Source organism: Dactylosporangium thailandense (assembly GCF_059739745.1).
The window spans coordinates 12246251-12264066 of sequence record NZ_AP029195.1 but is presented as its reverse complement, the minus strand read 5'-3'; the positions used below and the strand labels follow the sequence as shown (position 1 = coordinate 12264066).

The 17816-nt window shown below is 73.2% G+C and carries 16 protein-coding genes; 3 read left to right on the top strand and 13 right to left on the bottom strand.

All coding sequences use genetic code 11. The annotated features are described in order from the left end of the window. Positions 1 to 15: 15 nt before the first annotated feature. Positions 16 to 459: a hypothetical protein gene (locus AC6JBM_RS55320; protein ID WP_350612516.1), complete on the bottom strand. Its 444-nt coding sequence runs from the start codon at positions 457 to 459 to the stop codon at positions 16 to 18. Positions 460 to 543: 84 nt separating this feature from the next. On the opposite strand from AC6JBM_RS55320, the gene AC6JBM_RS55315 reads away from it, so the two are divergent. From AC6JBM_RS55315 to AC6JBM_RS55305, 3 genes are read left to right on the top strand one after another with little or no spacing between them, the layout of a single operon-like run. Next, entirely contained in the window at positions 544 to 912 is a 369-nt protein-coding gene (locus AC6JBM_RS55315) for a GntR family transcriptional regulator (protein ID WP_497981429.1), read from the top strand. Continuing rightward, positions 909 to 1790 (top strand): ABC transporter ATP-binding protein, encoded by an 882-nt coding sequence (locus AC6JBM_RS55310; protein WP_497981428.1) that lies wholly within the window; start codon positions 909 to 911, stop codon positions 1788 to 1790. Before AC6JBM_RS55315 ends, AC6JBM_RS55310 begins: the two co-directional genes overlap by 4 nt. Then, positions 1787 to 2485: an ABC transporter permease gene (locus AC6JBM_RS55305; protein WP_497981427.1), complete on the top strand. Its 699-nt coding sequence runs from the start codon at positions 1787 to 1789 to the stop codon at positions 2483 to 2485. The genes AC6JBM_RS55310 and AC6JBM_RS55305 overlap by 4 nt, the downstream gene beginning before the upstream one ends. 358 nt (positions 2486 to 2843) lie before the next feature. Here the strand turns inward: AC6JBM_RS55305 and AC6JBM_RS55300 are convergent, their stop codons facing one another. From AC6JBM_RS55300 to AC6JBM_RS55245, 12 genes are all read right to left on the bottom strand, one after another. After that, entirely contained in the window at positions 2844 to 3749 is a 906-nt protein-coding gene (locus AC6JBM_RS55300) for an NADP-dependent oxidoreductase (protein WP_497981426.1), read from the bottom strand. Between the two features lie 198 nt (positions 3750 to 3947). Beyond that, complete coding sequence (gene argH / locus AC6JBM_RS55295; protein WP_497981425.1) at positions 3948 to 5378, bottom strand: argininosuccinate lyase; 1431 nt, start codon at positions 5376 to 5378, stop codon at positions 3948 to 3950. 38 nt (positions 5379 to 5416) lie between these two features. Then, positions 5417 to 5902 (bottom strand): arginine repressor, encoded by a 486-nt coding sequence (gene argR / locus AC6JBM_RS55290; protein WP_497981424.1) that lies wholly within the window; start codon positions 5900 to 5902, stop codon positions 5417 to 5419. Further along, positions 5899 to 6810: an ornithine carbamoyltransferase gene (gene argF, locus AC6JBM_RS55285; protein WP_497981423.1), complete on the bottom strand. Its 912-nt coding sequence runs from the start codon at positions 6808 to 6810 to the stop codon at positions 5899 to 5901. Before argF ends, argR begins: the two co-directional genes overlap by 4 nt. After that, positions 6807 to 7982: an acetylornithine transaminase gene (locus AC6JBM_RS55280; RefSeq protein WP_497981422.1), complete on the bottom strand. Its 1176-nt coding sequence runs from the start codon at positions 7980 to 7982 to the stop codon at positions 6807 to 6809. The genes argF and AC6JBM_RS55280 overlap by 4 nt, the downstream gene beginning before the upstream one ends. After that, the gene (gene argB, locus AC6JBM_RS55275) at positions 7979 to 8863 is read right to left on the bottom strand and encodes an acetylglutamate kinase (RefSeq protein ID WP_497986750.1); all 885 of its coding nucleotides are present in this window, start codon (positions 8861 to 8863) and stop codon (positions 7979 to 7981) included. Before argB ends, AC6JBM_RS55280 begins: the two co-directional genes overlap by 4 nt. Before the next feature lie 8 nt (positions 8864 to 8871). After that, the gene (gene argJ / locus AC6JBM_RS55270; RefSeq protein ID WP_497981421.1) at positions 8872 to 10047 is read right to left on the bottom strand and encodes a bifunctional glutamate N-acetyltransferase/amino-acid acetyltransferase ArgJ; all 1176 of its coding nucleotides are present in this window, start codon (positions 10045 to 10047) and stop codon (positions 8872 to 8874) included. Then, the gene (argC, locus tag AC6JBM_RS55265) at positions 10044 to 11048 is read right to left on the bottom strand and encodes an N-acetyl-gamma-glutamyl-phosphate reductase (protein WP_497981420.1); all 1005 of its coding nucleotides are present in this window, start codon (positions 11046 to 11048) and stop codon (positions 10044 to 10046) included. Before argC ends, argJ begins: the two co-directional genes overlap by 4 nt. A gap of 33 nt (positions 11049 to 11081) precedes the next feature. Then, positions 11082 to 12488 carry a hydrolase gene (locus AC6JBM_RS55260; protein ID WP_497981419.1) on the bottom strand — a complete coding sequence of 469 codons (1407 nt, stop codon included), beginning with the start codon at positions 12486 to 12488 and terminating at the stop codon, positions 11082 to 11084. Between the two features lie 87 nt (positions 12489 to 12575). Next, positions 12576 to 15293 carry an AAA family ATPase gene (locus tag AC6JBM_RS55255; RefSeq protein WP_497981418.1) on the bottom strand — a complete coding sequence of 906 codons (2718 nt, stop codon included), beginning with the start codon at positions 15291 to 15293 and terminating at the stop codon, positions 12576 to 12578. 86 nt (positions 15294 to 15379) lie between these two features. After that, positions 15380 to 16588 (bottom strand): hypothetical protein, encoded by a 1209-nt coding sequence (locus AC6JBM_RS55250; RefSeq protein WP_497981417.1) that lies wholly within the window; start codon positions 16586 to 16588, stop codon positions 15380 to 15382. 196 nt (positions 16589 to 16784) lie between these two features. Then, positions 16785 to 17810 carry an NAD-dependent epimerase/dehydratase family protein gene (locus AC6JBM_RS55245; RefSeq protein ID WP_497981416.1) on the bottom strand — a complete coding sequence of 342 codons (1026 nt, stop codon included), beginning with the start codon at positions 17808 to 17810 and terminating at the stop codon, positions 16785 to 16787. Positions 17811 to 17816 lie beyond the last annotated feature (6 nt).

The following is a 17816-nucleotide window of genomic DNA, read 5'->3' as shown; positions in this document are numbered from 1 at the left end:
TCGACGCGCGGAAGATTACTCATGAACAGGGACCGCCGCGATATGTAACGAGACCACCGGCAGCGCCCGCGGGTCCACGCTCCACTGCGCGGCCGTGCGGAACACGTCCTGCTCGTCGATGAGCGCGTCCTCGTCGGAGACTGTCACGTCCGCGCCGTAGGCCCGCGCCCAGCGGTGCATCACCAGGCTGCGGTCCGTCGAGAAGTACTGCACCTCGGCCCCGAGCCGCATCGACAGCGCCGCGATGCCGTTCCAGCGGAACAGCCACTTCCCCGCCACCAGGCACCACTTGTCCACGACCGCGACCACCACCCGGTCGTCGGTGAAGTGCGCGAGGTCGAGACCGGTGCGCGGCTCCACCACTCCCAGGTCGCGCAGTTCCAGCGCGTCCATCACGTTCGCCGGCTCGGCCGCCACGGCCAGCCACGCCATCTTCGGCCCGAAGCCCACTGTCGCCATGTCAGCAAGATAGCGCTTGACACCCCGGTTCGTCGGTTGCATGGTTAGTTACATGAGTAACGAACCAACGAACATGGGCGACTGATGGAGGAGGGGCGGCCGATCTTCCTGCAGATCGCGGAGCAGATCGAAACCTCGATCATCGACGGCAGCCTGGCCGAGGAGAGCCAGGTGCCCTCGACGAACGAGCTCGCCGCCTTCCACCGCATCAACCCGGCCACCGCGGCCAAGGGCGTCAACCAGCTGGTCGACGACGGCACCCTCTACAAGAAGCGAGGCATCGGGATGTTCGTCTCCCCCGGCGCACAGACCCGGCTCCGGCAGCGCCGCCGGGACCAGTTCGCGGAGCAGTACGTCCAGCCCCTGCTCGCCGAGGCGGCGAAGCTCGGCATCGACGGCAACGAGCTCCAGTCCATGATCGAGCAGCACCTCGGGAAGGGGATGCACCGATGAGCGCGATCGTGCGCGCCGAGGGCCTGACCAAGCGCTTCCGGGGCGTCGCCGCCCTGGACGGGGTCGATGTCGAGCTGCGGCGCAACGGCATCTACGGCCTGCTGGGCCGCAACGGCGCCGGCAAGACCACCCTCATGCAGGTCCTCACCGGCCAGCAGATCCCCACCTCGGGCACGGTCGAGGTGTTCGGCGCCCGGCCCTACGAGAACGCGAAGGTCCTCGCCGAGATCGCGTTCGTGAAGGAGAGCCAGCGGTACCCGGACAACTTCCGCGTCCGCGACGCGCTCGCGGCCGGCCGGCTGCTGTTCCCGTACTGGGACGAGCCCTTCGCCCGCGCCCTCGTGCACGACTTCGGCCTGCCGGAGAAGCGCGTGATCAAGAAGCTCTCCCGCGGCCAGCTCTCCGCGCTCGGCGTGATCCTGGGCCTGGCCGCGCGCGCTCCCCTGACCTTCTTCGACGAGCCGTACCTCGGCCTGGACGCGGTCGCCCGGCAGCTCTTCTACGACCGCCTGCTCGCCGACTACGCGCAGTTCCCCCGCACGGTCGTGCTCTCCACCCACCTCATCGACGAGGTCAGCGACCTGATCGAGCACGTGCTGCTCATCGAGCGCGGCCGCCTGGTGCTCGACGAGAGCGCCGAGTCCCTGCGCGGCCAGGTCATGACCCTCACCGGCCCGGCCGGCGCCGTCGACACCCTCACCGCCAACGCCGACGAGCTGCACCGCGAGCGCCTCGGCCCGCTGACCCGCGCCACGATCCGCGGCCGGGTCGAGCCGAACGCGGCCCGCGCCGCGGGCGTCGAGCTCCAGGCCGTGTCGCTGCAGCAACTGGTCGTCCGCATCACCAACGCCACCGCCGACAAGGAGCCCGCGTCGTGAACCGCATCGTGTCAGTCGCACGCCTGCACGCCCTCGGCCGCCGCGACGCGCTGGTGTGGCCGGTCGCCATCCTCGCCATCGCCTTCACCGTGAACATGGTCATGTTCGCCAGCCTCCCGGCCGACGCCATGGAGAGCGACCCGGTCAGCGGCGCCCTCGCGAGCATCTACGTCGCGTCGCTGGCCTTCGGCGCCGTGGCCGTGAACCAGCATTTCCCGTTCGCCCTGGGCCTGAGCGTGACCCGCCGCGAGTTCGTCGCGGGCCTGAGCCTCTTCGGCCTCGTCCAGGTCCTCGTGTACTCCACCCTGCTCGTCATCCTGCAGGCCATCGAGCACGCGACCGGCGGCTGGGGCATACGCCTGCACTTCTTCGGCCTCGGCTTCATCGACAAGCACTCGATCCCGGTGCAGTTCCTCGTCTACGCCGTGCCGATGCTCGCGATGACCCTGGTCGGCTCGACGGCCGGCGCCCTGTACCTGCGCTGGCGCGCCACCGGCCTGCTGAGCGCCCTGACCGTGCTGCTGCTCCTGCTCGGCGGCATCGCGGCCCTGATCGGCCACTACGAGGCATGGCCGGCGGTCGGCCACTGGCTGACGCACACGAGCCTGGTCTCGCTGGCGGTGGGATGGCCCCTGCTCCTGGTGGTGCTCCTGGCCGGCGGCTCCTGGCTGGCCCTGCGCCACGCGACGCCCTGACCACCCGGCACCACCCCGGCTCACGCACTCCGAAGGCGCCGCACGGAAAGCCGGCGCGCGGAAAGCGGACGCGCAGGCGGCCAGTCCCGCGCCGCGCGGAAAAAGCCGGCGCGCGGAAAACGGGCGCGCAGACGGCCAGTCCCGCACCGCGAGGAAAGCCGGCGCGCGGAGACCTGGCACACGGAAAACGCGCGGAAGCCGGCCCGCGCCGCGCGGGAAAAGCCGACGTGCGGAGAGCGCGCTGAGAACGAGCGGAAACGCGTGGAAGGCCGCCCCGCGCCGCGCGGAAACGCGGAAAGTCCGACACTTCGTGATCGGACTTTCCGGATTTATACCCCGCCGGGGGATTCGCCGGATGCTACGGCCGGAGGATCAGCTTCCCCGTCGTGTGGCCCGCCTCGCCCAGCTCGTGCGCCGCGGCCGCCTCGGCCAGCGGGAACACGCGGTCGACGAGGACCCGGATCTCCCGCTCCAGCGCGTGCCCGGCCAGCACGTCCAGCCCCGCGCGGTCCGGCTCGACCAGCATGAGCACGCCCTCGACGTCGGTGACGGCCCGCGCGTCCTCACTGTTGAGGGCCACCACCAGGCCCTCGGGCCGCAGGGTCGCGGCCAGCTCGGGGATCTGCCCGGGCACGGTGGCCACGGCGACGTCGATGTCCCGCAGCGCCGAGTAGTCCTCGGTGTGGTGGTCGAGCACCTCGTCGGCGCCGAGCGAGCGGACCAGGTCGTGCTTGGCGGCGGAGGCGCTGCCGATGACGTGGGCCCCGCGCAGCTTCGCCAGCTGCACCGCCAGGTGGCCGACGCCGCCGGCCGCGGCCGGGATCAGGACCCGCTGGCCGGGCAGGACGACCGCGGTCTCGTACAGGACCTGCAGCGCCGTCAGGCCCGCGAGGGCCAGGCCGCCGGCCTCCTCGAACGTGAGGCCGGGCGGCTTGCTGGCGAAGTGGCGGGCGGGGCCGGTCACGTACTGCGCATAGGCCCCCGCCTCGCGCGGGAACCACGGCAGGCCGAAGACCTCGTCGCCGACCGCGAAGCGCGTGACGCCGGGGCCGGTCGCGGCGACCACCCCGGCGACCTCCCAGCCGACGGTGAACGGCGGCTCGCCGAGGGAGCCGCCGGTCGCCCGCGTCTTCCAGTCGACCGGGTTCACGCCGATCGCGCGGGTCTCGACCAGGATCTCGGTCGGCCCGGGCACCGGCACGTCCGCCTCGACGAGCCGGAGCACCTCCGGCCCCCCGAGCACGTCCTGCGCGATCTTCAACATGCCCGAATTGTCCCAAAACTCCGGGAACTCACGGGCGATTCGCCGCAGCGGGTGCGGTCCTCGCCGGCCGCCGCCCTCGACGACGCCCCGCGCGCCGGCCGCCGCCGCCGACGGTGGCGGTGGCGGTGGCGGTGGCGGTGGCGGTGGCGGTGGCGGTGGCGGTGGCGGTGGCGGTGGCCTTGAGCATGAGCGGGTAGCTCAGTCGCGCGGGATGACCTGCTCCCCGGACCAGTCACGCCAGCGGTCCAGCTTGTCCGCGGCCACCGCGAGCTGGTCGGAGACCGGCCCGGGCCCCGTGGAGCCGGGCGTGGTGCGGGCCGCGAGCGCGCCGTGCACCGAGAAGACCTCGCGAACGGCCGGCGTCAGGTGCGGGCTCACCGTCAGCAGATCCTCGTCGCTCACCTCGTCCAGCCCGATCTCGCGCGCCGCGCAGATGACGACGAGCTTCCCGGTGATCTCGTGCGCCTCCCGGAACGGCACGCCCTGGCGGACGAGCCACTCGGCGACCTCGGTGGCGAGGGTGTAGCCGACCGGAGCCTGCGCCGCGAGCCGGTCCACCCGCACCGTCATGGTCGAGATCATGCCGGCCAGCGCGGGCAGGACGAGCTCGAGCGTGTCGACGGCGTCGAAGACGGGCTCCTTGTCCTCCTGCAGGTCGCGGTCGTACGCGAGGGCCAGGCCCTTCAGCATGGTCAGCACGCCCGTGAGGTGCCCGACGAGCCGGCCCGACTTGCCGCGGGCGAGCTCGGCGATGTCCGGGTTCTTCTTCTGCGGCATGATCGACGAGCCGGTCGCGAACGCGTCGTCGAGCTGCACCCAGCCGAAGTTCGGCGTCGTCCACATCACCACCTCCTCGCCGAGGCGGGACAGGTGCACGCCGGTGAGCGCGGCCACGAAGAGGAACTCGGCGACGAAGTCGCGGTCGGCGACGGCGTCGATGGAGTTGGGCGCGGCGTGGTCGAAGCCGAGCTCCTTGGCCACCTGGGCCGGGTCGAGCGGCAGCGACGAGCCCGCGAGCGCGCCGGCGCCGAGCGGGCTCACCGAGGCGCGGGCGTCCCAGTCGCGCAGCCGGTCGAGGTCGCGCAGCAGCGCCTGGACGTGGGCGAGCAGCTGGTGGCCGAACGAGATCGGCTGGGCCGGCTGCAGGTGGGTGAAGCCGGGCGCGGGCGTGTCGACGTGCCGGGCCGCCTGCTCCATGAGCGCGTCGGCGAGCTCGACGATCCGGGAGGCGACGCCGCGGGCGTGGTCGCGCAGGTAGAGCCGCAGGTCGGTGGCGACCTGGTCGTTGCGCGAACGGCCGGCCCGCAGCTTCCCGCCGAGCGTGCCGAGGCGCTCGAGCAGGCCGCGCTCCAGCGCGGTGTGCACGTCCTCGTCGTCGACCGTCGGGCGGAAGTCGCCGGCCGCGCAGGCGGACTCGAGGTCGTCGAGGGCGGCGAGCATGCGGCCGAGCTCGTCGGCGTCCAGCAGCCCGGCGCGGGCCAGGACCCGGGCGTGGGCGCGGGAGCCGGCGATGTCGTACGGGGCGAGGCGCCAGTCGAACTGCACGCTCACGGACAGGCGCGCCAGGGCCTCGGCGGGGCCACCGGCGAAGCGCCCGCCCCAGAGGCGGGTAGGAGTTTCAGAAGACACGCGACGATCCTTCCATAGGGCATGACCGCCCTGACGAGCTAACCGAGCTGAGCCCACTCACTGAGCTTCGCGGCGAGGACCTCGCCGGCGCCGGACGGGTTGGGCGCCTCGCGGGCGACGACCAGGATGGTGTCGTCGCCCGCGATGGTCCCCACGATGTCGGGCAGGCCGGTGCGGTCGATCGCGCTGGCCAGGAACTGCGCGGCCCCGGGCGGGGTGCGCAGCACGACGAGGTTGCCGGAGCAGTCGACGCCGGTGAGCAGCTCGCGCAGCAGCCGCACGAGCCGCGTCGGCGCCTCCTCGGCCGGGCGCAGGGCCCGCTCACCGTCCTCGGGGATGAGGTACGCCCCGCGCACCTTCACCGCCCGCAGCTCCTCCAGGTCCCGCGAGAGCGTCGCCTGGGTCACCTGGAACCCGGCCCCGGCCAGCATCTCCGCGAGCTCGGTCTGCGAGTGCACCGCCGAGCCGCGGATGAGCGAGGAGATGCGGTCGAGGCGGGCCGCCTTCGTCGTGGGTGCGCTCATCGCCGCTCGATCAGGAACGACAACAGCGCCTTCTGGGCGTGCAGGCGGTTCTCGGCCTCGTCCCAGATCGCCGACTGCGGGCCGTCCATCACCGCGGACGTGATCTCGTCGCCGCGATGGGCCGGCAGGCAGTGCAGCACGATCGCGGTGTCCCGGGCGTTCGCGAGCAGCGCCTCGTTGATCTGGTACGGCACGAAGGGCGTCCGCCGGTCGAGCCCGTCGCCCTCCTGCCCCATCGAGACCCACGTGTCCGTCACGACCACGTCGACGCCCTTCACGGCCTCGACCGCGTCCGGCACCAGCTCCACGACGCCCCGGGCGCGCGCGGTGGCCAGCACGGCCGGGTCGGGCTCGAACCCGGCCGGGCCCGAGAGCCGCACCTGCATCCCGGCCAGGGTGCCGGCGAGCGCGTACGAGTGCGCCATGTTGTTGGCGGTGTCGCCGAGGTACGTCATGATCAGCCCTTCGGTTTTCCCGAAGCGCTCGCGCACGGTCTGCAGGTCGGCCAGCAGCTGGCAGGGGTGGAACCCGTCGGTCAGCGCGTTCACGACCGGCACGGTGGCCCCGGCCGCGAGCTCGCCGACCCGCGCGTCGGAGTCGGAGCGGATGACGATCGCGTCGACGTAGCGGGACAGGACCCTGGCCGCGTCGCCGACGCTCTCGCCGCGGCCGAAGTGCGTCGTCGTCGCGTCGATGATGAGCGGGGTGCCGCCGAGCTGGGCGATGCCGACCTCGAACGAGACCCGGGTGCGCAGTGACGGCTTCTCGAAGATGACCGCGACGGCCTTGCCCGTCAGCGGCGTGAAGCCGGTGCGGTCGGCCTTCATCGCCGCCGCCAGCTCGAGCACCTCGAGCTGCTCGGCCGCGCTCAGGTCGTCGTCGCGCAGGAAGTGCCGCAGGTCGCTCATGAGGGCCGCACCGCGTGCAGGGCCGGGCCGAGCGCGGCCACGAACGCGTCCGCCTGCTCGTCGCTGAGGATCAGCGGCGGGGCGATGCGCAGCACGTCGGGCTGGGCGGCCTGGGCCAGGAAGCCGGCGTCGCGCATGACCCCGGCCAGCGCGCCGGCGGCCGGGCCGCGCAGCACGATGCCGAGCAGCAGGCCGGCGCCGCGCACGTGGTCGACGAGCGGGTCGCCGAGCGCCTCGACGCCCCGGCGGATGCGCTCGCCGAGCCGCTTGGTCGCGGCGAGCAGGTCGTCGCGCTCGATGGTGTCGAGCACGGCGAGGGCGGCGGCGCAGCAGACCGGGTTGCCGCCGAACGTGGAGGCGTGCATGCCCGGCCCGAGCAGCGTGGCGGCGTCGCCGAAGGCCATCATGGCGCCGAGCGGCAGGCCGCCGCCGAGCCCCTTGGCGAGGGTGACGACGTCGGGGCGGACGCCCTCGGCCTGGTGGGCGAACCAGTAGCCGGTGCGCCCGATGCCCGTCTGCACCTCGTCGAGGGCGAGCAGGGCACCGTGGGCGGTGGTCAGCTCACGGGCGGCGGTGAGGTAGCCCGCGGGCGGTACGACCACCCCGGACTCGCCCTGGATCGGCTCCAGGAGCACCATCGCGGTCGCGTCGTCGACGGCGGCGGCGAGGGCCTCGACGTCGCCGTAGGGCACGTGGACGACCTCGCCGGGCAGCGGCAGGAACGGCTGCTGCTTCGCCGGCTGCCCGGTCAGCGCCAGGGCGCCCATGGTCCGGCCGTGGAAGCCGGCCTCGGCCGCGACGATCTTCGTGCGCCCGGTGCGCCGGGAGAGCTTGAACGCGGCCTCGTTGGCCTCGGCGCCGGAGTTGCCGAAGAACACCGTGCCGGGGCGGCCGGCCAGGGCCAGCAGGCGCTCGGCGAGGGCGACGACGGGCGGCGAGGCGTAGAGGTTGGACACGTGCCCGAGGGTCGCGATCTGCTCGGAGACCGCGGCGACGATCGCCGGGTGGCCGTGGCCGAGCAGGTTGACCGCGATGCCGCCGAGGAAGTCCACATAGGAGCGCCCGGCCTCGTCCACGACGACCGCGCCGCTGCCGCTGACGAGTCCCAGCGACGGCGGGCCGTAGGTGTTCATCACCGACGACTCGAACCGCGAAACCAGCGCCCCGGTCATTGCCCCACCACCATCGTCCCGAACCCCTCCGACGTGAACACTTCCAGCAGCAGCGAGTGCGGCACCCGCCCGTCGACGACGTGCGCGGCCGGCACCCCGCCCTTGACCGCCCGCAGGCAGGCCTCCATCTTCGGCACCATCCCCGCCTCCAGCGTGGGCAGCAGCTCCGCGAGTTCGTCGGCGGTCAGCTGCGAGATGAGCGACGACGGGTCGGGGTAGTTGCGGTACAGGCCCTCGACATCGGTGAGGACCACGAGCTTGCGCGCCTGCAGCGCGATGGCGAGCGCGCCGGCCGCGGTGTCGGCGTTGAGGTTGTGCAGCACCCCGTCGCTGTCGGGCGCGACCGTCGACACGACCGGGATGCGCCCGGCCGCGATGAGGTCGGCGACGGCGGAGATGTTGACCCGCTCGACGTCGCCGACCTGGCCGATGTCCACGGGCGAGCCGTCGACGATCGCGGGGCGGCGCACGGCGGTGAACAGCCCGGCGTCCTCGCCCGACATGCCGACCGCGTGCGGGCCGTGCTCGTTGATGAGCCCGACGAGTTCGCGGCCGACCTGGCCGACGAGCACCATCCGCACCACGTCGGCGGTCTCCGGGGTGGTGACGCGCAGGCCGCCCTTGAACTCGCTGACGATGCCGAGCCGCTTGAGCATGGCGGAGATCTGCGGGCCGCCGCCGTGCACGACGACCGGCTTGAGCCCGACGTGGCGCAGGAACACCATGTCGGCCGCGAACGCCCGCTTGAGCTCGTTGTCGACCATCGCGTTGCCGCCGTACTTCACCACGACGGTCGACCCGGAGAACCGCTCGAGCCACGGCAGCGCCTCGATCAGCGTGTTGGCCTTGCCGAGCGCGATGCCGAGATCCCGCCCGTTCATCCGCCCGCTCACGAGGAGTATGCCGAGTTCTCGTGGACGTAGCCCATGGAGAGGTCGTTCGTCCAGACGGTCGCGGCCTCGGGCCCGGCGTGCAGGTCCACGGTGACGGTGACCGCGCGGCCGGTGAGGTCCACCTTGGACCGCTCCTCGCCGGCGGCCCCGCGCTTGCAGATCCACACCCCGTTGATGGCCACGTCGACCTCGTCGGGCTCGAACGCGGCGGCCGTGGTGCCGATGGCGGCGAGGATGCGGCCCCAGTTCGGGTCGTTGCCGAAGAACGCGGTCTTCACGAGGTTGTTGCGGGCGATGGAGCGGCCCACCTCGACCGCGTCGGCGGCGGAGGCGGCCCCGGTGACCTCGATCGCGATCTCCTTGGTGGCGCCCTCGGCGTCGGCGATGAGCCGCCGGGCCAGCTCGGCGCAGACCGCGGTGACCGCCTCGGCCAGCTCGTGCGGGGTCGGCTCGATGCCGGAGGCGCCGCTGGCCATGAGCAGCACCGTGTCGTTGGTGGACATGCAGCCGTCGGAGTCGATGCGGTCGAAGGTGACCGCGGTCGCCAGGCGCAGGGCGGTGTCCAGGGCGGTCGCGTCGGCGACGGCATCGGTGGTGAGCACCACGAGCATCGTGGCCAGGCCGGGCGCGAGCATGCCGGCGCCCTTGGCCATCCCGCCGACGGTGAAGCCCTGTCCACTGTGGACGGCGGTCTTCGGCACCGTGTCGGTGGTCATGATGGCCTGGGCCGCGCCCGCCCCGCCGTCGCGGGACAGCGCGCGGGCGGCCGCGTCGACCCCGGCGAGCAGCTTCGGCATCGGCAGGCGCTCGCCGATGAGGCCGGTCGAGCAGACCGCGACGTCGCCGGCGCCGACCGGGAAGCGCGAGGCCCGCCCGGACAGCACGGCCGCGGTGTGCTCGGCGGTGGCGTGGGTGTCCTGGAAGCCGGCCGGGCCGGTGCAGGCGTTGGCGCCGCCGGAGTTGAGGATCACGGCCCGCACGATGCCGGCCTTGAGCACCCGCTGGCTCCACAGCACCGGGGCGGCCTTGATGCGGTTGCCGGTGAACACGGCGGCGGCGGTGGTGTCGGGCCCGTCGTTGACGACGAGCGCCACGTCGAGCGCGCCGGCCGTGGCCTTGATCCCCGCGGCGACACCGGAGGCCCGGAACCCCTTCGGCGCGGTGACGGTCATGGCGCGATCCCGTCGACGGCGAGACCCGCGGTCTCGGGCAGGCCCAGCATGATGTTCGCGTTCTGCACGGCCTGGCCGGCCGCACCCTTGACCAGGTTGTCGGTGGCCGAGACGACGACGATCCGGCCGCTGTCCACGTCGATCGTGGCCTGCAGGTGCGCGGAGTTGGACCCGAAGGTGGCGCCGGTCTGCGGCCACTGCCCCTCGGGCAGCACGTGCACGAACGCCTCACCCTCGTAGGCGGCGGCCAGCACGTCCCGCGGGTCGGCCTTCTGTACAAAGCGGGCCGTGATCGTGGCCAGGATGCCCCGCGGCATCGGCGCGAGCAGCGGGGTCATCGACAGCGACCGGGCCCCGCTGGCCTGCTTGATCTCGGGGACGTGCTGGTGGGCGCCGACCTTGTAGGGCGACATCGACCCCATCACCTCGGAGGCGAGCAGGTGCTGCTTGGCCGAGCGGCCCGCGCCGGAGGTGCCGGAGGCGGCGACCACGACCACGTCCTCGGGGTCGGCGACCCCGGCGGCGATGAGCGGCGCCAGGGCCAGGACGGTGGTGACCGCGTAGCAGCCGGTGTTGGCGACCCGGGTCGAGGCGGCGATCCGGGCGCGCTGGCCGGGCAGCTCGGGCAGGCCGTAGGTCCAGGTGCCGGCGTGCGGCCCCGGGTAGTACTTCGTCCAGCCGGCCGCGTCCTCGAGCCGGAAGTCGGCGCCGAGGTCGACGACCTTCACGGCCTCGGGCAGCTGCGCGGCCACGGCCGCGGACTCGCCGTGCGGCAGGGCGAGGAAGACCAGGTCGGCATCGGCGAGCGCGGCCGCCTCGGTCTTGGCCAGCACCACGTCGCGGAAGGATCGCACGTGCGGGTGGACGCTCCCGATGGTCGATCCGGCCTGCGCGAACCCGGTGGCGGCGGCGAGCTCGAGGTGCGGGTGACCGGCGATGAGCCGCAACAGCTCACCGCCGGCATAGCCCGAGGCCCCCGCAACGGCGACACGTATTCCCATACGGTCGACTGTATCTCTATGCAGGCACCGCTATCAAGCGCCTTTCAGGCTGAGGTCGTCCAGCAGGAAGGACGTCGCCAGCTTGCTGCCCTCTACCCCGGTGAACGTGATCTTCACCGAGCCGGTGGCGTTCACGGTGAGTGACTTCTGCTGATACGCCGTGGAGCCGTCCACGTTCGAGTAGGTCGCCAGCGTGGTGGACCCGGCGGTCACCGTGAGCTTGTCGTATGCGGTCGTGCCGGTCTCGTCGGTGTCGACGCGCAGCCAGAAGCTCAGCGTAGCCCGGGTGCAGCCGGAGGGGATCGTCACCGTCTGCGACAGGGTGTCGGTGTGCGCGGCGCCGTAGCCGTCCAGCCACGCCTTCCACGACCCGGAGTGCGCGGGCAGCGACGTGTCGTTGGACACGACGCCCGAGGTCGCCGTCCAGGGGCTCGCCGATCCCGTCTCGAAGCCGGCGTTGCCGAACAGCTCGGACGACGAGCACGAGCCGCCGCCGGGCGTCGTGGGCGGCGGGGTGGACGTGCCCGAGCCGGCCAGCCACGCCGTGGCGTTCAGAGCCAATGCGGCATTGGTACCGGCGGTGTCGTTCCACCCGTCGTAGAGCGTGTTGCCCGACTGACCGGTGCCGTCGTCGATCGGCGAGCTGTCGCCCCACACCGCGACCCGGCCCGCGCCGAACGTCGAGGTGGTGAAGAACGCGCCGGTCGTGCCGCCGGGCGTGAACCCGCTGCGGTAGACGAGCCCCTTCACCGAGGCGTTGTCCGCCGGGTGCAGGGTCTGCGTGCTGCCGTTGCGGATGATGCTGCCCCGCACCTTGCCGAACGCGCCGTTGATGACCGGGTCGGTGCTGCTGGTGATGGCGACCGGGTTCTCGGTGCCGATGTTGTTCACGTCGATGCTGAAGCCGAACGGGTCGGTGTTGTCCACGCCGTTGTTGGTCAGCAGGTCGTTGCCGATGCGCACCGAGTCCCAGCCGTCGTTGTTGCGGTCGCTGGCGGTGTGGTCGACGATCAGGAAGAACCCGCCGCCGGCCTGGATGAACCGCATGATCGCGGTCTTCTCGGCGGCGCTGAGCGGCGCGTTGGGCTCGGGCATCACGAACTCGTCGAAGTTCTTGAGGTCCAGCGCGCCCGACCCGCCATAGGTGATGGTGTTCCCGGCGGGCAGGGTCTTGAGGCTGTACTGCCCGGTGCGCTGCAACGCCACGCCCCACGACGACAGGGCGCCCGTCCAGGACGTCTCGCTCGACGGGTTCGCGTTCTGGTTCAGCGGGTCGGGCTGAGAGGTGCTGATGATCCAGTCGGCGTTCCCGGCGGTCTCGGCCTTGGAGTTGTCGAACAGGACCCGGTGCACGGCGGCGGCCTGGGATTCGGCCGCCCCGGCCAGGTAGGTGACGCCCGCCGTCATGAGCGCGACGGCGAGCAACGCACGCTTCAACACTGCATACCTCCGGTGGAAGGAATCGGAGGTAGTCTATGTATTCGATCGCCAAGCGCGGATGAACGCGCGGGTAAGGATAGGGCCGCCCTACTCCGGATCGAGGAAACGCGCCAGCTGGGAGCGGTTGCGCACGTTCAGCCGGCGGTACAGCCGCGTGAGGTTGGCCTCGACCGCCTTGATCGACAGGAAGAGCGCGCGGGCGATCTCCCGGTTCGTGGCCCCCGCCCGGACCAGCTCGACGATCCGCCGCTCGGTCTCGCTCAGCCCGGCGCCCCGGCCGCCGTCGAGCCGGGCCAGGTCGGCCGCGGCGACCTCGCGCCACGGGTGCGCGTCGGCGGCGGCGTAGCGGCGGACCGCCTCGGACAGCGCGGCGCGGGCGGCCCCGCGGCGGTGGGCGCGGCGCTCCAGCCCGCCGAGGGTGTAGTAGGCGCGGGCGGTCTCGAGCGGGTACGGGTGGTCGGGCCACTCCTCGATCGCCCGGTGCAGGGCCTCGGCCCCCTCGCGGGCCTCGCCGGTCGCGGCGGTGAGCACGGCCCGGGCCCGGGCCAGGCCCAGGAAGACCACGCGGCGGTCCAGGTGCCGGGCCCGCTGCTCGACCTCGGTCAGCACCTCGGCGGCCTCGGCCCGCGCGCCGGCGCCGACGAGCGCCTCGACGAAGTCCGCGTGCCACGGCAGGATGCCCGGGTCGAGCCGGCCGAGGCGCTGGTCGAGCGCGTAGGCCTCGCGCATCGCCTCGGCGGCGGCCACCGGGTCGCCGCGCAGCATGTGCACGAGGCCGCTGGTGGCGTAGGCGAGCTTGATCCAGTCCTCGTCCCCGGCGGCCAGGCAGGCCGCCAGCCCGCGGTCGGCGAAGCTCGCGGCGGCCGTGGCGGTGCCGCCGGCGTACTCCACCAGCGCCGCCACCAGGTACCCCGGCCCGGGCGTGGTCTCGACGTCGACGTAGAGCCGCACGCACTCCCGCCCGGCCGCGAGGGCGTCGGCGCAGCGCCCGGCCCGCCAGTAGATCCCCGCCACGGAGACGAGCACCGCGGCGAGGTCGCGCACGGTGCCGGCCCGCTCGACGGCGATGCGCAGCGCCTCGATGCGCCGCACCGCCTCGGCCGTCTCGCCCTTGAACAGCCGGCTCATCGCGGCCACCTGCCGGGCCGCGACCGTGGCCGGGGTGAGCGACAGGCCGCGGGCGAGCTTGCCGGCGCGCTCGAGGTATTCGTCGCCCTCGGTGCCGAGCAGGATGTTGCCCCGCCAGCTGAGCACCTCGACCAGCCGCTCCATGTCGCCGCAGAGCTCGGCGGCCTCCTCGGCGCGCTTGAGCTCGGCCAGGGCCGCCTCGCCGTCGCCGTCCCAGTAGGCCTTGATCCCCTTGTAGAGCCGCACGTGCGCGAGCAGGTCCGGGGTGTCGACGGCCTCGACGAACGCGGCGTCGAGCAGCGGGCCGGAGTTGGAGTGGTCCTCGCCGGACATCTCGACGAGCAGCAGCCGTGCGCCGACCCGGGTGCGGCGGTCGGCCGCGTCGCGCAGGGCGGCGGCGGCGTGGCGGCGGGCGTCGGCGGGCGAGCCGGCCGAGTACGCGTACTGCGCCGCGCTCAGGCGCCGGACCGCCCCGACGCCGGGGGTGTCGCGGGGCGTGCGGTCGGCGGCGAGCGCGGCGAGGTCGGCGGCCATCGCCGGGGCGCCCCGCAGCCGGGCCGCCGAGGCGGCGTCGGCCAGGCACTCGGCCAGGCCCTCGTCGGGCTCGGGGCGGGCGGCGGCCAGGTGCCGGGCCCGGTCGACCGGGTCGGTGACGGTGTCGGCGAGCCGCTCGTGGGTCTCCCGGCGGGCGGCGGCCGTCGCGTCGGCGTAGACCATCTCGCGCAGCAGCGGGTGGGAGAACCGGATCGCGCCGTCCGGCTCGACGTGCAGGACGCCGGAGGCGATCCCGGCCTCCACGTGCGCCTCGGCGAGCCCGCAGGCGCCGAGCAGGGCCAGGCTGGGGCGCGCCGCGGCGGCGATGACCAGCAGCGCGGGCCAGTCCTCGGCCGGCAGCGAGGCCAGGCGGGCGGCCAGCAGCTCGCGGAGCCGGTCGGGGACGGGCAGCGGGTCGGTGACCGGGAACGAGCTGCTGCCGATGGCCCGCCCGAGCTCCACGGCGTAGAGCGGGTTGCCGGCGCTCGCCTCGTAGATCCGCTGGACGTGGGCCCGGCCGGCCTCGGCGCCGAAGCGGGCCCGCAGCAGGTCGGCGACGTCGCTCTGGGGCAGCGGCGGGACCGGCAGGGTGGCGCTCGGCGGCGGGCACAGGTCGAGCCGGGTGGGCGCGCCGCCGTCGGGCACCCGCTCGGCCGCGAGCACCTTCACCGGGACCTCGCCGAGGCGGCGGGAGACGAACCGCAGCACCCCGGCGCTGGGCTCGTCGATCCACTGCACGTCGTCGAGGATGAGCAGCACCGGCCGCTCGGCGGCCAGGGCGCGGAAGAGCTCGAGCACGGCCAGACGCACGGCGAGCTGGTCGTGCGGGGTGGCCGGCAGGGCGCTGCGCAGCAGGGCTCCGTCCAGCGCCGCGCGCAGGTGCACCGGGAGCAGCTCGGACGCGTCCGGGGCGCCGTCGAAGAGGTCGACGAGGGCGAGGTAGGGCAGGTCCGCCTCGGCCTCGGCGGCGGCCGCGCGCAGCACCAGCGCCTCGGTCTCGGCCGCGGCCAGCGCGTCGAGGATGGTGGACTTGCCGATGCCCGCGGGGCCGCAGAGCACGACGCTGCCCCCCGAGGCGAGCCGCTCCCGGGCATGGCTCAGGAGATCGGCCCGGCCGATGGGCGCCGACGAGGTGCTCACCACGACGCCGAGTCTCTAACGAACGCCCGTTCGTCGCAACGGCCGGAGAACACGACGCCACGCCGAGATGACGTCCGACCGACCGGTGATCAGCGCAGCCGGGCGCAGGGCAGCACCGCCTCCCAGCCCAGCACGGGCCACTGCGCGGTGTGCACGGTCACCCGCGTCAAACCGGGCCGGACAAGGCATTCCGCCCGCGCACGGGCGACCGTCGCGCCCCAGCGCGGGCTGTCGTCGCGGGGGCCCGCCGGGCGCAGGCCGGACGCCAGGACGACGGCGACAAGTGTCGCGAACACGACAAGTGGTGTGCGCGGGCTCACGCAACCCGGGATTCGCGCCGCGCGTTGGGCGCCGGCCGCGAGGCAGACCCCGGCGGCCAGGTTCGGCAGGCTGACGAGCACCAGGTAGCGGTCCTCGCCGGACCCGTGGGCGGACAGCTGCACGGCCCCGGCGAGCGCGGCGAACCCGGCCAGGACGGCGGCCAGGCGCAGCTCGCGGTACGCCCGCGACCACACCGCGACGGCGAGCAGGGCGGCGGGGATGAGCAGACCGGCCGCGACCAGGGCCCGATGCCCCCACACGTCGTCGTAGGGCGGGGCGAGCCACACCGGGCCGAGGAACGAGCGGGGCACGCCCCAGCGCAGGTACATGGCCGCGACCGCGACCGGGTCGTGCTCGGGCCGCTCCCCCAGTCCCCGCCGCGTGGCCCCGGTGAGCAGCGGGACGACCTGCAGCAGGGCGCCCGGCAGCAGGGCGAGGAGCTTCACGAGCCAGGCCCGGCATCGGTACCGCACCAGCCCGCAAAGCGCCACCGGGAGCAGCAGCACGCCGAGCATCGAGTTGAGCACGGCGAGCGCGGGCAGCCCGGCGCTCAGCACGCCGGCCCGCCGCCGCAGCAGCATCCACAGCCCGGCGTAGACGAGCGGGAACTGCAGCTGGGCGAGCGTGTTGGGCACGAACCCCATCGGCAGCGCCGCGGTGGTCCCGATCACGGCGGCCGGGAACGCGTCCAGCCGCTCGCGGGCGGCCCGGTAGACGGCCAGGCCGAGCAGGCTCGTGATGGCCGCGTCGAGCACGGCGTTCAGAGCGGCGGCCCAGGCGACCGGGAACAGGGCGATGATCGCCCAGCACACGCGCGCGACGACGTGGAAGTAGCCGTTGAACGGGGTGAGGATCGCCTCGTACCAGGGCCGGTTCAGCGCGTCGGTGAGGAAGTTCTGCCCGTCCTCGGCCCAGATCGAGTCCAGCGCCCCCGGCTCCCGGGTCCGCGCCAGCCCGGCCGCCGCCCCGAGGAGCACAAGGATCGCCCAAACGGCATATTTATGCTGATAAGTCGGAAATATCCGGTGCTTGCGCCGGATATTTCGCTCGCCGTCGGACAGGTCGGGCTCGGGGGCCGGCTGCAGCGCTTCGACCGTCGTCACGCCTGTTCAACGAGAAAGGCCCCGCCGGGCGGCGGGGCCTTTCCGCGAAACCGGGAGCTGAGACCGGGAACTACAGCCGGCCTTCCTTGACCGCCTCGGTCACCCACGGGATGACCTCGTCGAGCATGTCCTCGAGCGAGGTCGACGCCTCGAACCCGAGCACCTCGCGCGCCTTGGAGCAGTCCGGCACGCGCTTCTGCACGTCGTACTCGTAGGGGTCGTCGGAGACCACGTTCAGCGGCACGTCCGGGCCCTTGATCTTGCGCCAGATCACCTCGGCCAGCTGCAGCACCGTGGTCGACTCGGCGGTGGAGATGTTGAAGTCCTCGTTGCGCGCCGCGTCGGACTCCATCGCCGTGATGATGCCCTTGGCCAGGTCGCCGCCGTAGGTGTAGTGGCGCACCTGCTCGCCGGTGCCGAGGATGTGCAGCGGGTCCTGGCCCTTGATGATCTTCTGCACCAGGTCGGGCACCACGTGCGACATCGCCAGCTTCACGTTGCCCGAGAGGACCTCGACCTCGCCCAGCGCGCGGCCCTCGCCGACGCCGACGCAGTTGAACGGCCGCACGATCGTGTAGGGCAGCTTGTACTGGTCCCACGCCGCCTTCGCGTAGTACTCGACGGCGAGCTTCTGGAACCCGTACGACGACAGCGGCGGCGGGATCTTGCGCTCGTCGCCCTCCTTGGACGGCCAGTGCGTCGTGGACTCGAAGACCATCGAGGACGACAGGTAGGTCATCTTCCGCAGCGACCCGCTCTGGTGCGCCTTGATCGCGGCGTCGCAGGACGAGGCCATGATCCGCTCGTTGGCCGCGAGCAGGTCGTAGGCGTAGGCGTGGAAGTACGAGATACCGCCGATGAGCGCCGCGCCGGCGATGAAGTGCTCACAGCCGTCGAGCAGCTCGGTCACCAGGTCGACGTCGCGGGCGTCGCCCTCGACGAAGCGGTAGTCCGGGTGCGAGTCGTAGCTGCGGGTCACCGGCCCGTACTTCGAGTAGTTGTCCAGGCCGACGACCTGATAGCCGCGGGCGAGCAGCTCCTCGACGACATAACCACCGATGAAGCCGGCCGAGCCGGTCACCAGGACCTTTGCCACAAAAAC

What these genes read in the sequence shown, in the direction of transcription:
- argB (WP_497986750.1), bottom strand. Translation starts at nt 8,863, where the DNA reads ATGAACGGGCGGGATCTCGGCATCGCGCTCGGCAAGGCCAACACGCTG.
- argC (WP_497981420.1), bottom strand. Translation starts at nt 11,048, where the DNA reads ATGGGAATACGTGTCGCCGTTGCGGGGGCCTCGGGCTATGCCGGCGGT.
- argJ (WP_497981421.1), bottom strand. Translation starts at nt 10,047, where the DNA reads ATGACCGTCACCGCGCCGAAGGGGTTCCGGGCCTCCGGTGTCGCCGCG.
- AC6JBM_RS55280 (WP_497981422.1), bottom strand. Translation starts at nt 7,982, where the DNA reads ATGACCGGGGCGCTGGTTTCGCGGTTCGAGTCGTCGGTGATGAACACC.
- argR (WP_497981424.1), bottom strand. Translation starts at nt 5,902, where the DNA reads ATGAGCGCACCCACGACGAAGGCGGCCCGCCTCGACCGCATCTCCTCG.
- argF (WP_497981423.1), bottom strand. Translation starts at nt 6,810, where the DNA reads ATGAGCGACCTGCGGCACTTCCTGCGCGACGACGACCTGAGCGCGGCC.
- AC6JBM_RS55320 (WP_350612516.1), bottom strand. Translation starts at nt 459, where the DNA reads ATGGCGACAGTGGGCTTCGGGCCGAAGATGGCGTGGCTGGCCGTGGCG.
- AC6JBM_RS55300 (WP_497981426.1), bottom strand. Translation starts at nt 3,749, where the DNA reads ATGTTGAAGATCGCGCAGGACGTGCTCGGGGGGCCGGAGGTGCTCCGG.
- AC6JBM_RS55310 (WP_497981428.1), top strand. Translation starts at nt 909, where the DNA reads ATGAGCGCGATCGTGCGCGCCGAGGGCCTGACCAAGCGCTTCCGGGGC.
- AC6JBM_RS55315 (WP_497981429.1), top strand. Translation starts at nt 544, where the DNA reads ATGGAGGAGGGGCGGCCGATCTTCCTGCAGATCGCGGAGCAGATCGAA.